Below are 13,748 nucleotides of genomic sequence, written 5' to 3' on the forward strand. Positions count from 1 at the left end.
GTTTGAGCAGGCTGAGTCTCACCAATCTCCCCGTCGCACCGGCGGTGGACCCGAGCGCGGTGTCGGTCGGCATCGTGCATCTCGGGATCGGTGCCTTCCACCGCGCCCACCAGGCCGTCGTCACCGAGCGGGCGGCGGTCGAAACCGGCGACACCCGCTGGGGGATCACCGGGGTGAGCCAGCGCTCCACCACGGTCCGCGACCAGCTCGCCCCGCAGGACGGTCTGTACTCCGTCCTCGAGCGCGGGCTCGGCGCGCCGACGGTCCAGGTGATCGGCAGCGTCCGCGAGGTGCTGACCGTTCCCGAGGACCCGGAGGCGGTGGTCGCCCGGATCGCGGACCCGGCGGTGTCGGTCGTGACACTGACCGTCACCGAGAAGGGCTACCGCGCGACCGGGACCGGGCTGAACCTGGACGACCCGGAGATCCAGGCCGACCTGACCGGTCGCCCGCCGCGGACCGTGGTCGGCCAGTTGGCCGCCGCGATCGCCCGCCGCGCCGAGCCGCTGACGATCGTGTCCTGCGACAACCTGGTCGCCAACGGACCGTTTCTGCGCAAGCTGGTGACCGACTACTTCGACGCCCTCGGCAAGGTGCCGGAGGTCTTCGAGGCGACCCGGTTCCCGGCCAGCATGGTGGACCGGATCGTGCCCGCCACGACCGAGGCGGACCGCGAGGAGGCCGCCCGCCTGCTCGGCGTCCGCGACGAGGCCGTGGTGGTCGCCGAGCCGTTCCTCCAGTGGGTGATCGAGAACGACTTCGCCGGCGACCGGCCGGCCTGGGAGCGCGGCGGTGCGGTCCTCACCGCGGACGTCGCGCCGTGGGAGCAGGCCAAACTGCGGATGCTCAACGCGACCCACTCGATGCTCGCGTACCTCGGGGCGCTGCGCGGCTACGAGACGATCGCCGAAACGGTGCGGGACGAGGAACTCGGTGGGCTCGCGCGGCGGTTGATGACCGACGACGTCGTACCCACTCTGACGCCGCCCGACGGGCTGGACCTGGCGGCGTACGGCGCGACCGTGCTGGAGCGGTTCGCGAACCCGGCGCTCAAGCACAAGACCGTGCAGGTCGCGATGGACGGCTCGGTCAAGCTGCCGGTCCGGATGCTCGGCACGGTCAGCGACCGACTGGCGGCCGGCGCCGAGCCGCGGATGATCTCCCTCGCGGTCGCCGCCTGGATGGTCTACGTCCTCCGTACGCCGGACCTCGACGACCCGCAGGCGGACCGGCTGAAGGCCGCGGTCGCCGGTGTCTCGGAGCCCGCCAAGGTGGTCGATGCCCTGCTCGGGGTGGACTCCGTGTTCACGCCGGACCTGCGCGACTCAGCCGTGTTCCGCGAACTGCTGGTCGAGCACGTCAGCGCACTAACGGCAGGATCGTGAGTACGCCGGTCACGTCGTCGAGCACCGTCCTGCCGAGGGTGAACGTGCTCGCGGTGTCCTGACCGGTCGTCCGCCACTGCTGCGCGGTGTACCACTTGCCGGCCTTCTGGAACCGCTGGGCGGTCAGGCTGTCCAGGATGTAGACGTTGTTGTTCAGCGTGACCTCGCCCGCCGGGATCACCGCACCGGAGTTCTGCACCAAACCGGTCGCGGTGGTCCCGCCGCGCATCGTCACCTGGTTGCCGGAGACAACGATGTCGCGGAGCACGTTGGTTCCCCACGGGCCCGAGCCGCGGGTCCGGGACTGGATCGCGATGCCGTTCACGTTGTTCGCGACCACGTTGTCGCGGACCTGCACGCCGCGGGACGTGTTGACGTTGATCCCGCCGCCGTCCCACAGCGACGTACCGGAGCCGCGGCCGGTGCCGAAGCCGTTGCCGCTGACCGTGTTGTTCGCGATCAGGCCGTTGCGGCCGATCTCGTAGCGGATCCCGTCGGCCGCGTTGTCGACGATCTGGTTGTCGCTGAACGTCCGGTTGTCGTCGTACGCGTCGCTCCACAGCCCGATGCCCACGTTGTCCTCGATCAGGTTGCCGCTCACCCGGCCGCCGCTCGACCAGGTCGTCTTCACACCGCCGGACTCCCAGTCGGCGATCCAGAACCCGTCGGTGTTGTTGCCGCTCACCTCGTTGGCCGTGATCGAGCCGTTCAGCGTGCTGTACTGCCCGACGCCGAGCTGGCCGTTGTCGTGGATCCGGTTCTGCTCCAGCACCGCGCCGTCCGCGTTCACCAGCATCGCGCCGACCGCGTGGTTCCAGCGGATGTCGTTGGCGACCACGTGCCAGCCCAGCCCGAGCACGACCGCGCCGGCCTGCGGCGGCGTGGCGAAGTGCTCCACGGTCAGCCCGCGCACCGTCACGCCGGTGCCGCCGGGTTCGATCGCGGTGGGTGTACTGGACATCTCGATCGTGCGGCCGACGGGAGAGTCGCCGAGGTAGATCGCGTTCGCCGCGTAGTCGGCGTAGAAGGTGCCGGGGGCAACCTTGTCGCGGGACGCGACCCGCGTCAGGTGCTTGCCGTCGCGGAACACCTGCTCCCGGAGATAACAGATGTTCGCCTTGTTGTCCTCACACTGCCCGGTCTGCGCGTACGCCGGCGGCAGCGCGCCCGTGGTCGTCCACGCACCGTTCGAGGCGGTCCACCGGGTCAGCCGGACCGACCCCGTGAGTACGGCGCCCTTGTCGCTGGCGAGCACCTGGTTGGACTTCGGGTGGATGGTCTCGCTGATCCGGTGCAGGCCGGAGGCGAAGCAGAACGTCGTACCGGTGGGCCACTTGGCGACGACCGCCGCGGCGTTGTCGGTGGTCCGGATGGTGACGCCGCTGCACGCGGGCGCGAGCGCGGGACCGGTCCGGAGCGTCCCGTCGGCAGGCGGTGCGGCGACCGCGTGCGTCGGCACGATGCTGTAGGCAATCAAGCTTGCAACTACCAGAAGTGCAGTCTTCATAGCGGAGCCTCCGGTGGCACAGGTAGACCTGGGCGCACCCCCCATGGCGCGGCTTCGCTTCGTACGTTACCTCTACGCCACGTAGTCATGGCAATACGTAGCGCACAAGTATGTTGCGAAGAGCAAGCGATGAGCTTGCGAGACCGATCAGTCCGAGAAGAGGGTCCCGATCGCGTCCAGACCGGCCGAGCGCCACCCGGCCGCCGTCAGCTTGGTGCCGAAGCGCGAGAAGCGCTGCGTGCCGAGATCGTCGAGGACGTACTTGTTGCCGCTGAAAACGACCTCGCCGGCCGGGACCTCGGCGCCGGAGTTCTGCACCATGCCGGTCGCCTGGGTGCCGCTGGTCATCTCGATGGTGTTCCCGCTGACCTGCACGTCGCGCAGCAGGTACGTGCCCCACGGGCCGGTGCCGCGGGTCCGCGACTGGATCGTCACGCCGTTCACGTTGCCCGACACCTTGTTGCCCTTGATCGTGACGCCGGACGACGTGTTCACGTTGATCCCGCCGCCGTCCCACAGCGACGTACCGGAGCCGCGGCCGGTGCCGAAGCCGTTGCCGGTGACCGTGTTGCCCTCGATGGTGCCGTTCCGGCTGATCTCGTACCGGATGCCGTCCGCGGCGTTGCCGACGATCTGGTTGCCGGTGATCACGCGACCGTCGTCCGCGACGTCGGCCCACATCCCGATGCCCTTGTTGGACTTGATCACGTTGCCGCTGACCGTGCCCGAGGAACGGGTGGACTTGATGCCGCCGGACTCCCAGTCGGCGATCCAGAAGCCGTCGGTGTTGTTCGAGCTGATCACGTTGCGGGTGACGGCCGCCGCGGCCGAGCTGTACTGCCCGAGGCCGAGCTGGCCGTTGTGGTGGATCAGGTTCTTGTCCACCTTCGTGCTGTTCGCGTTCACCAGCATCACGCCGACCGCGTGGTTCCAGCGGACGTCGTTCGCGGTCACCTTCCAGCCCGGGCCGGACACCAGCGCGCCGGCCTGCGGTGCGCTGGCGAAATGCTCGATGGTCAGGCCGCGGACGACCACACCGCTCGCGCTGGACTCGATCGCGGTCGCCGTCTTCGACATCTCGACGTCGTGCCCGGTCGGGTTGCTGCCGAGATAGATCGTGTCGGCCGCGTAGTCGGCGTAGAACGTGCCGGCCTTTACCGCGGACGCGCTCGCGACCCGGGTCAGGTGCGCGTCGTCGAGGAAGAGCTGCTCGCGCAGGTAGCAGATGTTCGCCGCGTTGTCCTCGCACTCACCACTCTTGCCGTACGCCGCCGGCAGCGCGCCCCGCAGTACCCAACGGGACCCCGACGCCGTCCACCCGGTCAGCGGAACCGACCCGGTGAGTACGGCGCGCTGCGCACTCGCGAGCACCTGGTTGGCCTTCGGGCGGATCGTGCTGCTGACGCGGTGCAGTCCCGCTGCGAAACAGAACGTCGTACCGGCCGGCTTGGAGTTCACGATCGACTGCGCGTCCTGGCCGGGCTTGATCACCACGCCGCTGCACGAACCCGCGACGGCCGGACCGGCCTCGTCGGAGCTGACCGACGGCGGCTTCGGAAGGACGGGCTCGACCGGCTTGGTCGGGGTCGCCGGCGTGCTCGGCTTCTTGGTGGGGTGGACCGGGGTGCCGGGCTTCTTCGGCGTCGCGGTGGTGTTCGAGGGCGCCGTGGTCTTCGGCTGGGACTTGCCGGGTGGCGTCGCGCTCGGGGCCTTGCCGGGCCGGTGCGACGGCAGCGCGCGGGCCGCGGCCTGTTCGGCGTCCGGTCCCTTGGCCGCGGTCGTCGCCTTGTTCTCGTTCGCGACCACCGGAACGGCGACCGCGACGACGGCCAGCCCCGCAGCGCCGAGCGCTGCGAACCACGACTTCCTCAATGCACTCTCCTGGGAGCGGGGAGGACCAGGTGTAGCCATTGCGAGACTTAAGGTAGTGCCATGCGGGTCGCAATGCTGCACAACCGTTACCGGACCGGTCAACCCAGCGGCGAGAACACCGTTGTCGCCCAAACGATTGATTTGTTGCGTAACTCAGGACATGAGATCGACCTTTACGCGCGAAACAGTGACGATATCGCTGGATTGAGCCGAAAAGATCGCGCGCTGTTACCGTTCCGCTCCGTTTGGTCATTCTCGGCGGAACGCGATTTAACACAGCTATTGCAGGCGCAACGGCCCGACGTGGTGCATGTGCACAACACGTTCCCGCTGTTCAGTGCCTCGGTGCTGCGGGCGGCGTACCGGCTGGACCTGCCGGTGGTGGCGACGCTGCACAACTTCCGGCTGCTCTGTGCGAACGCGGTTTTGCAGCGCGACGGGCGGCCGTGCGAGTCGTGCATCGGCAAGCTCCCGCTCGCGGCTGTGCGGCACGGTTGCTACCGCGAGTCGCGCGTCCAGACGCTGCCGCTGGCGACGAGCATCGGCGTACACAACACCCTTCATACGTGGGAGCGGTACGTCGATACGTTCGTCGTACCGTCGGCGTTCGTGCGCGATCGGTACGTCGCGGCGGGGTTCGACCCGGAGCGGTTCGTGGTGAAGCCGCACGCCGTACCGCACTCGGGGGAGACCCGCAGTGGCGCGGGCGACGGCGTGGTGTTCCTCGGGCGGTTGGAAGAGGACAAGGGGTTCGCCGACCTGCTGCAGGCGTGGGACTCGTCGCTCGGGCGGTTGGTCGTCGTCGGTGACGGCTCGCTGCGGGCGGCGGCCGAGGAGCGGGCCCGGACGGACGCCTCGGTTCAGGTGCTCGGTCAACTGCCGTGGGCGGCCGGGATGGATGTCCTGCGATCCGCGCGCGTCGCCGTCGTACCGGCCCGTTCGTATGAGAGCTTCGGACTCGTGGTGGTCGAGGCCTTCGCGCACGGGGTCCCGGTGGTCGCGTCCAGGCTCGGGGCGCTCGCGGAGCTCGTCGACGACGGCGAGACCGGGGCGCTGACCGCGCCTGGCGATCCGGAGGAATTGCGGAAGGCGATCGGGTTGGTGGCTGATCCCGTGACTTCGATAGCCTTCGGCGAACGAGCCCGACAGGTCTACCTGAAGCGCTTCACCCCGGAGCGTGACGTGCAGGCCACCGAAAGGATCTACACCGATGCGATCGCCCGGCACGCCACCCGCGGCCGGCCGCGCGCGGGACGTTGGGCGGGCCGTGCCCGGCAGGTATAAAGTCGCGGCGGACGCAGGGGGCGGCGTTCCGTCGGAGGGAATCCAGGAGTGCGCTGTGGGGGATGGCAGTTTGCCGCGGATCGGGTGCGTGGCGGGGGTCTTCGACCTGTTCCACGTCGGTCATGTCGACGTGCTCGAGCGCGCCCGTCGGCACTGTGACCGGCTGGTGGTGGCCGTGTTGTCCGACGATTGGGCGCTGAACGCGTGGGGCGGGCGGCCGTTCGTGCCGTTGCCCGAGCGCGTACAGATCATCGAGCACCTGCGCTGCGTCGACGAGGTCGTTGCCGTGGACGACGTTCGGCCCGAGTGGCTGACCGGCGTACTCGGGGTGCGGACCGTGTTCGCCGCGAGCGCCGCGGACGGTGTCCTGAGCGTGACCGAGCTCGACGGGATCCCGGCCGAGCTGATCACCGTCCTGCCCGCGGGGCGCGAGTCCACGAGTCCGATCCTGCGCGCCGCGATCGATCAGCGGCAGTCGCGCCGGTCGGTCGCATGACGACGCTGCGGGAGACGGTCGCGCAGCTCTCCCAGGCGCAGAAGCCGTCCGCCGGTACGCCGGCGTACTCGCGGTTCGTGAACCGGCGGATCGGGCGGGTGTTCGCGGCGGCCGCGTTCCTCGGCGGCCGGACGCCGAACCAGGTGAGCCTGGCCAGCGGCTTCTGCTCGCTGATCGGGATCGTGCTGGTGGCAACGTTCCGGCCGTCGTTCGGGCTCGCGCTGGCGGTGACCGTGCTGCTCGTGCTCGGGTACGGGCTGGACTCGGCAGACGGGCAGCTGGCCCGGTTGCGGGGCGGCGGCTCACCGCTCGGCGAGTGGCTCGACCACATGATCGACGCGGTGAAGATCGTGCTGCTGCATAGCGCCGTTCTGATCTCGTTCTACCGGTTCGATGCCTTTGACAACGACCTGGTGCTGCTCGTACCGCTCGCGTACGTGTGCATGTCGTCGGTGCTGTTCTTCGGGCTGATTCTGATCGACCAGCTGCGCCGGCGGCACGGTGCGGCCGCGCAGCCCAACGAGCGTGGCGATTCCGTGGTCAAGTCGTTGCTGATCGCACCGACCGACTACGGCGTACTCTGCCTGGTGTTCCTGACCTTCGGCGTCCCGTCGGTGTTCGTCGCGCTGTACGGCGTCCTGCTCGCGCTGAACCTGCTGTTCCTCGCCGCCGCGGTCGCGAAGTGGTACCGCGAGATGGCGACGCTGGGGGTGCGGGCCTGATGGCGGTCGTCGGGTACGCGCCCGGGGTGTACGACATGTTCCACATCGGGCACCTGAACATCCTGCGCCGCGCCCGCGAGCACTGCGACCACCTGATCGCCGGCGTCGTCGAGGACGACGTGGTGGCCCGGATCAAGGGTCGCCCGCCCGTGGTGCCGCACCAGGAGCGGATGGACGTGATCCGGGCGCTCGACCTCGTCGACGAGGTGGTCAGCGACTGGTCCAGCGACAAGTTCGAGATGTGGCAACAGCTCCGGTACGACGTTCTTTTCAAGGGCGACGACTGGAAGGGAACCGAGAAGGGGACCAGACTGGAGAGGCTGTTGGGTGAAGTCGGCGCACAGGTGCACTACTTCCCGTACACCGCCTCCACCTCGAGCACCGATCTGCGCAGGCTTCTGGAGGGGATGAACTGATGCCTGGCCGGCCGAAGGTACTGCTCAGCGCCTACGCCTGCCGGCCGACCGGCGGGTCGGAGCCCGGCGCCGGATGGGCGTGGGCGAAGGCCGCGGCGCGCGATCACGACGTCTGGTTGCTGACCCGCGGCAAGTTCGTGCACGAGATCCACGAGGAACTCGCGGTCCGGCCGGTGCCCGGGCTGACCGTCGTACCGCTGGAGATGCCGCGCTGGATCCTGCGGCTGCGGCGGCGACCTTCGGACGTGTACTGGTACTACCCGTTGTGGCAGGGGTTGGCCCAGCGGACGGCGCGGCGGTTGCATGCTGAGCACAACTTCGACGTGATCCACCATCTGACGTTCGCGGTGGACTGGATGGGCGCCGGGGTGGTCGAGGAGTCCTCGGCGAAGGTGATCTGGGGTCCGGTCGGCGGGTCCACCGACGCGCCGCTGGCGATGGCCCATTGGCTCGGTCCGCAGGGCGTCATGGGGGAGTTGGTACGCCGCGCGTACACCGGACTGCGGCGCCGCGTGACCGGACGCCGGATGGCCCGGACCGCGGACCTCATGGTTGCGCAGAACAACGACGTCGCCGACGCGTTCCGCCCGTACGCCCGAGAGATCGTCGTCCAGCCGAACGTCGCGATCCGGCGCTTCACCGCGTCCGGTCCGTACGAGCCGTTCGGTGCTCCGGGCATCAAGACCGCGCTGTTCGTCGGCCGGTTGATCCCGTGGAAGGGCGTGCTGCTGGCGATCAGCGCACTGGCCCGCCCGGAGGCCGCGAACTGGGAGCTCCGGATCATCGGCGACGGACCGGACTGGGGCCGCGCCGAGCGACTGGCGTGGGAGCTGGGGGTCCGGGATCGGGTCGAGTTCATGGGTGCTTTGCCGCGGGAGGAAGTACTCGCCGCGATGTTCCGCGCCGACGCGCTACTGGCCCCCGCCTTCCGCGAGGCAGCCGGCTGGGCCGTCACCGAGGCACTGGCCTCCGGCTGCCCGGTCGTCTGCGTCGACCGCGGCGGGCCTGCGGTCATCGTCGGCCCCGACGAGGGCGTCACGGTCCCGTGGAAGGGCGACGTAGTCGGCGACCTGGCCCGCGGCCTCGCCTCCCTCCACACCCGAATCACCCCCGTAGACCGCTGGGGCCCCGACCGCCTCCCCGACCTCCTAACCACCTGGTACACCCCAGCCCGAGTCCCCCACCCCTAACCCGACGCCCGCGCCCCGCGGCCCCACCGCCCCGCCTTACCCGTAGCCGCCCGCCCACAGCCCGCCGCACCGCATCGCCCGCCGCACCGCACCGCACCGCCCGTGGCGCCCGTGGCGCCCGTGGCGCCTGCCGTCCCGTTGGCCCCACCTGCTGCGCCGGCGCCAACCGGTCTTGCCTGACCGACGAGGGGTTATCCGTGGGTGTTGGGGGTTCTGCGTTGGTGTGGGAGCAGAGAACCCCTGACGCGACGGGTTAACCCCTCGCGAGGGTGAGGAAATGCCGTGTCCGCCGCGGGCCGCCGTACCCGCCTCCTGCTGGCCGCCGCTCGACCGGCCGCCGCTCGACCGGCCCCCGCTCGTCCGGCCGCTCCGCTTACCGTCGCACCTCGTCGGCCCTACCCGCTGCGCCGGCGCCAGCAGCGCTTTTTGTCTGACCCCACGCGAGGGGTTATCTGTGGGTGTTGGGGGTTCTGCGTTGGTGTGGGAGCAGAGAACCCCTGACGCGACGGGTTAACCCCTCGCGTAGGTGAGGAAATGCCGTGTCCGCTGCGCGCCGCCGTACCCGCCTCCTGCCGGCCGCCGTACTACCGGCCCTCGCGCGATCTGCCGCTCCCGCCTACTGTTGCCGCCCGTCGGCCCCCCGCTGTCCCCGGTGCGGCCGCCGCGCCTGCCGTCCCGCCGCGCCTGCCGTCCCGCCGGCCCACCCGCTGCACCGGCTCAGCCGCGCCGATGTCTGACCCCACGCGAAGGGTTATCCGTGGGTGTTGGGGGTTCTTCGTTGGTACACCAGGACAGAACCCCCGACACGAAGGGATAACCCCTCGCGGGGTTGTCCACAGGGGCGGGGATTGGGTGGGGCGAAGCGGGCGTGGGTGAGGGAGGGTTGGGGAGTGCATGGACGACTCGGACTGATTGCGGAAGCTCAAGGTGGTGTGTTCAGCCGCCGCCAGGCGATGGCGAGCGGCTTTACGCCTGACCAGATCGTTGCGCTCCTCCGGGACGGTCGGTGGGAGCGGATCCGGCGCGGGCAGTACGTCGAGAAGACCGACCTCCGCGCACTGGAAGTCTGGGCCCGAGCCAGGTTGCTGCACCGCCGGAAGGTCCACGCTGCGATGAACTCGCTGCGATCAGGTTCGGTGGCCGTGAGCCACCAGTCGGCGTTGACGTTGCACGGCCTGCCGATCTGGGGGCTGGATCTCAGCCGGGTACATGTGAGCCGGGTGCACGGGCGGTCGGGCGGCGTCGTCGCCGGCGTACAGCATCATCTTGGCGCGTTGACTCCGCAAGACCTGACCGTGATCGAGGGACGGTTGACGACCACGGCGAGCAGGGCGGCCTTCGAGACCGCGTGTACGACATCCTTCGAGGTGGCTGTCGTTGGAGTTGACGCGGTACTCCGAGCGGGTGGTCTTGGTACGGCGGAGATGCAGCGTCTGCTCGAGCCGACCGAGTTCTGGCCCGGGAGTGCGGTGGCGCGAGCGGCTTTGCGCTTCGGTGATGGGCGCTCGGAATCCGTCGGCGAGTCGCGGATGCGTGTGTGGCTGCACGAGTACGGGTTTCCCGCGCCGGTGTTGCAGGCCGAGTTCCGCGATCGGGCCGGTCTGATCGGGCGCGTGGACTTCCACTTCCCGGGGTACGGCGTCGTGCTCGAGTTCGACGGTTTGCTGAAGTACGCCGAAGGCTCGCCCGACGTACTCATCCACGAGAAGCGCCGCGAGGACAGGCTCCGCGCCCTCGGCCTGACCGTGGTCCGAGCCGGCTGGTCGCACCTCGACGACCCCGACCACCTAGCAGAAACCCTGCACAACACCTTCGCCCGATCCCGCCGCACCGCCTGACCGCCTGACCGGGCTGCCTTCGAGGGGTTATCCGCTGGTGTGGGGGCTTATCTGTCGGTATACGGACGAAGAACCCCCGACGCGAAGGGTTAACCCCTCGCGGGAGAGGCGGGAGGAGGGGCGGAGGCGGGAGACGAGGCGGGGAGGTGAATGAGGCGCGGACCTGGGGCGGGGGCGGAGGCGCGGGTGGGAAGGTGGCCGAGGCGCGGGGCGGGGCGAGGGCGGGTGCGGGTGCGGGTGCGGGTGCGGGGAGGGGTTAGTCGCGGGTGGTTTTGCCGGGGAGGGCGAGCATGCGGTCCAGGGCCAGCTTCGCGTGCTTCTCCGTGTCGGCGTCTACGTGGATGGGGTTGACGACGTGGCCGGCTACCAGGTTTTCGAGGGTCCAGACGAAGTGGGGGAGGTCGATGCGGTTCATCGTGGCGCAGTAGCAGACCGTTTTGTCGAGGAAGACGATGTTCTTGTCGGTGTGCTGCTTCGCGAGGCGCTGGACGAGGTTGAGTTCGGTGCCGACGGCCCACGACGTGCCGGGTTCGGCGGTTTCGAGGGTCTGGATGATGTATTCCGTCGAGCCCACCAGATCTGCCTTCGTGACGACCTCGTGGCGGCACTCGGGGTGCACGATGACGTTGACCCCGGGGACCCGCGCGCGGACGTCGTCGACGGATTCGGCGGTGAAGCGGCCGTGGACCGAGCAGTGGCCGCGCCACAGGATCATCTTGGCCGCGGCGAGCTGTTCGCGGGTCAGTCCACCGTCCGGCTTGTGCGGGTCGTACACCACGCAGTCCTCGAGTGACAGACCCATCTGCAGTACGGCGGTGTTCCGCCCGAGGTGCTGGTCGGGGAGGAAGAGCACCTTCTCGCCCTGTTCGAACGCCCAACCGAGCGCGGTCTCGGCGTTGCTCGACGTACACACGACGCCGCCGTTGCGGCCGCAGAACGCCTTGATGTCCGCGCTCGAGTTCATGTAGGTGACCGGCACCGTGACGTCCGCGACGCCGGCGTCGGCGAGCGCGTCCCAGGCGGCCTCGACCTGCTGGATGCGGGCCATGTCGGCCATCGAGCACCCGGCGGCGAGGTCCGGCAGGATCACGGTCTGGCCGTCGTTGGTGAGGATGTCGGCGGACTCGGCCATGAAGTGCACACCGCAGAAGACGATGTACGGCGCGTCGGGCCGGTTGGCCGCGTCGCGGGCGAGTTTGAACGAGTCACCGGTGACGTCCGCGAACTGGATCACCTCGTCGCGCTGGTAGTGGTGCCCGAGCACGAACACCTGATCGCCCAGCGTCTGCTTCGCCTTCAGCGCCCGCTCGACCAGGTCCGGGTCGGAGGCCGGCGGGAGGGCGCCCGGGCACTCGACGCCGCGCTCGGAGTGCGGGTCGGTGTTCTGCCCGAGGAAGAGCAACGGAAGGGACTTCGAGCCGTCTGCGATCGTCGTCACGTCAGATATCGTGCCACGCCCGCTGCCTGGTCTCGCGTGGCACCCGTCACTGCTCAGAGTGTGAAATCAGTACGCTGCTGCTGTGCAGAACGCAGTCCGCTCGGAGGGGACGATCGCGGGGCTGGTGCTCGCCGCGGGTGCCGGGCGCCGGATGGGACGGCCGAAGGCGCTGATCCGCGACGCCGACGGGGTCGCGTGGGTGGTCCGTACGGCGCGGTTGCTGATCGAGGCGGGTTGCTCGCCGGTCGTGGTGGTCGTCGGAGCCGCCGCCGATGACGTGCGCGCCGAGCTGTCCCCAGAGCCGGTCATCATCGTCGAGGCGACCGATTGGGTCGAGGGCATGGGGGCCTCCCTTCGAACCGGTCTGACCTTCCTGCGCACGACCGGGGCCGAGGCCGTCTCGGTGGTGACGGTGGATGTGCCAGGTCTGACAGCCGAGGTTGTACGGCGGGTCGGCGCGCTGGCGGAGAGTGGCGTTCTGGCCCGGGCGACGTACGGCGGGCGGGTCGGGCATCCGGTGCTGATCGGGAGGGAGCATTGGGACGGCGTGATCGCGTCCGCGCGCGCCGACGAGGGGGCTCGGCCGTACCTGCGGGCCCGTGCCGTCGTGAGGGTCGAATGCGATGACCTCGCGGACGGAGTGGACGTGGATACAGTCGACGACCTGCCGCCGGGCCATGGGTGAGGGTTGGCAGCGCGGCTGAGTAGGTGAATGCTGAAGGAGTGAATGCCGTCGGCTCGGCGGCGGAGCTCGCCGAGTGTCTACGGACGACCGGGTACCTCGCCGGAGAAGGCTTGGCCACGGTCGGGTATCTCGCGCTCGCCCTGCACCGCCCGCTGCTGCTCGAAGGCGAACCGGGCACCGGCAAGACCTCGCTCGCCGCGGCGCTGGCCGAGGCTCTCGATCTGCAGCTGATCCGGCTGCAATGTTACGAGGGCATCGACGCCTCCCAGGCGCTCTACGACTGGGACTTCCCGCGCCAGATCCTGCACCTGCGCACCGTGGAGGCGACGACGTCCGACGCGGCCGTCGAAGAGGTGGAGAAGAGCCTGTTCGACGAGCGTTTCCTGCTCTCCCGCCCGGTACTGCGGGCCCTCCGCGAGAGCCCCGCCGTACTGCTCGTCGACGAGATCGACCGGGCCGACGACGAGTTCGAGGCGTTCCTGCTCGAGGTGCTGTCGACGTACGAGGTGACGATTCCGGAGCTCGGCACGATCACCGCCGAGGTGCCGCCGATCGTCGTCCTGACCTCGAACCGCACCCGCGAGGTGCACGACGCGCTCAAGCGGCGCTGCCTCTACCACTGGATCGACCACCCGGGGCTGGCCCGGGAGGTCGAGATCGTTCGCACCCGGCTGCCCGAGGTCTCGGCCCGGCTCGCCGAGCAGGTCGCGCGTTCGGTGCAGCGGATGCGCGAGCTCGACCTGCTCAAGCCGCCGGGAGTCGCCGAGACCCTCGACTGGGCCCGGGCGCTCGGCGCGCTCGGCACCGACATCCTGGACGTCGAGACCGCGGCCGCGACCCTCGGCGCGGTCCTGAAGTACCGCGAGGACACCGACCGGGTCCGCGAGTCCCTCGACCGACTCCTGGCGAGCTGAC

12 protein-coding genes are annotated in these 13,748 nt (G+C 69.7%); 9 read left to right on the forward strand and 3 right to left on the reverse strand.

Going from position 1 to position 13,748, the window contains the following annotated elements; translation table 11 throughout:
- Nucleotides 1–2: 2 nt before the first annotated feature.
- Nucleotides 3–1,385, forward strand: a complete 1,383-nt coding sequence (locus AC0662_RS35355; protein ID WP_478306141.1) for a mannitol dehydrogenase family protein — start codon at nt 3–5, stop codon at nt 1,383–1,385.
- Here AC0662_RS35355 and AC0662_RS35360 read toward each other — a convergent pair.
- Both AC0662_RS35360 and AC0662_RS35365 read right to left on the reverse strand, forming a co-directional pair.
- The gene (locus tag AC0662_RS35360) at nt 1,360–2,892 is read right to left on the reverse strand and encodes a right-handed parallel beta-helix repeat-containing protein (RefSeq protein ID WP_478306143.1); all 1,533 of its coding nucleotides are present in this window, start codon (nt 2,890–2,892) and stop codon (nt 1,360–1,362) included. The genes AC0662_RS35355 and AC0662_RS35360 overlap by 26 nt on opposite strands.
- 147 nt (nt 2,893–3,039) lie before the next feature.
- Nucleotides 3,040–4,764: a right-handed parallel beta-helix repeat-containing protein gene (locus AC0662_RS35365; RefSeq protein WP_478306145.1), complete on the reverse strand. Its 1,725-nt coding sequence runs from the start codon at nt 4,762–4,764 to the stop codon at nt 3,040–3,042.
- 72 nt (nt 4,765–4,836) lie between these two features.
- Between AC0662_RS35365 and AC0662_RS35370 the strand changes: the two genes are divergently transcribed.
- The 6 genes from AC0662_RS35370 to AC0662_RS35395 all read left to right on the forward strand — a co-directional run bounded on the left by AC0662_RS35370 (nt 4,837) and on the right by AC0662_RS35395 (nt 10,710).
- Nucleotides 4,837–6,048: a glycosyltransferase gene (locus AC0662_RS35370; protein ID WP_478306345.1), complete on the forward strand. Its 1,212-nt coding sequence runs from the start codon at nt 4,837–4,839 to the stop codon at nt 6,046–6,048.
- A gap of 55 nt (nt 6,049–6,103) precedes the next feature.
- Nucleotides 6,104–6,544 carry an adenylyltransferase/cytidyltransferase family protein gene (locus AC0662_RS35375; protein WP_452203450.1) on the forward strand — a complete coding sequence of 147 codons (441 nt, stop codon included), beginning with the start codon at nt 6,104–6,106 and terminating at the stop codon, nt 6,542–6,544.
- Nucleotides 6,541–7,266, forward strand: a complete 726-nt coding sequence (locus AC0662_RS35380; protein ID WP_452203449.1) for a CDP-alcohol phosphatidyltransferase family protein — start codon at nt 6,541–6,543, stop codon at nt 7,264–7,266. The genes AC0662_RS35375 and AC0662_RS35380 overlap by 4 nt, the downstream gene beginning before the upstream one ends.
- Nucleotides 7,266–7,682 carry an FAD synthase family protein gene (locus tag AC0662_RS35385; protein WP_452203448.1) on the forward strand — a complete coding sequence of 139 codons (417 nt, stop codon included), beginning with the start codon at nt 7,266–7,268 and terminating at the stop codon, nt 7,680–7,682. The genes AC0662_RS35380 and AC0662_RS35385 overlap by 1 nt, the downstream gene beginning before the upstream one ends.
- On the forward strand, nt 7,682–8,872 hold the full coding sequence (locus AC0662_RS35390; protein WP_478306147.1) for a glycosyltransferase family 4 protein: 1,191 nt from the start codon (nt 7,682–7,684) through the stop codon (nt 8,870–8,872). Before AC0662_RS35385 ends, AC0662_RS35390 begins: the two co-directional genes overlap by 1 nt.
- An 890-nt stretch (nt 8,873–9,762) precedes the next feature.
- The gene (locus AC0662_RS35395; protein WP_478306149.1) at nt 9,763–10,710 is read left to right on the forward strand and encodes a type IV toxin-antitoxin system AbiEi family antitoxin domain-containing protein; all 948 of its coding nucleotides are present in this window, start codon (nt 9,763–9,765) and stop codon (nt 10,708–10,710) included.
- A 256-nt stretch (nt 10,711–10,966) separates the two neighbouring features.
- On the opposite strand, the gene nadA is transcribed toward AC0662_RS35395, so the two are convergent.
- Complete coding sequence (nadA, locus tag AC0662_RS35400) at nt 10,967–12,148, reverse strand: quinolinate synthase NadA (RefSeq protein WP_452203445.1); 1,182 nt, start codon at nt 12,146–12,148, stop codon at nt 10,967–10,969.
- 82 nt (nt 12,149–12,230) lie between these two features.
- Between nadA and AC0662_RS35405 the strand changes: the two genes are divergently transcribed.
- Nucleotides 12,231–12,833: a nucleotidyltransferase family protein gene (locus AC0662_RS35405; RefSeq protein ID WP_452203444.1), complete on the forward strand. Its 603-nt coding sequence runs from the start codon at nt 12,231–12,233 to the stop codon at nt 12,831–12,833.
- 38 nt (nt 12,834–12,871) lie between these two features.
- Complete coding sequence (locus tag AC0662_RS35410) at nt 12,872–13,747, forward strand: AAA family ATPase (protein WP_452203443.1); 876 nt, start codon at nt 12,872–12,874, stop codon at nt 13,745–13,747.
- Nucleotide 13,748: the final 1 nt, after the last annotated feature.

Source organism: Kribbella sp. NPDC043289 (genome assembly GCF_056436705.1).

Excerpts from the sequence above, each read along its gene's own strand:
- AC0662_RS35360 (WP_478306143.1), bottom strand. The coding sequence starts at position 2,892 with ATGAAGACTGCACTTCTGGTAGTTGCAAGCTTGATTGCCTACAGCATC.
- AC0662_RS35370 (WP_478306345.1), top strand. The coding sequence starts at position 4,837 with ATGCTGCACAACCGTTACCGGACCGGTCAACCCAGCGGCGAGAACACC.
- AC0662_RS35380 (WP_452203449.1), top strand. The coding sequence starts at position 6,541 with ATGACGACGCTGCGGGAGACGGTCGCGCAGCTCTCCCAGGCGCAGAAG.
- AC0662_RS35385 (WP_452203448.1), top strand. The coding sequence starts at position 7,266 with ATGGCGGTCGTCGGGTACGCGCCCGGGGTGTACGACATGTTCCACATC.
- AC0662_RS35390 (WP_478306147.1), top strand. The coding sequence starts at position 7,682 with ATGCCTGGCCGGCCGAAGGTACTGCTCAGCGCCTACGCCTGCCGGCCG.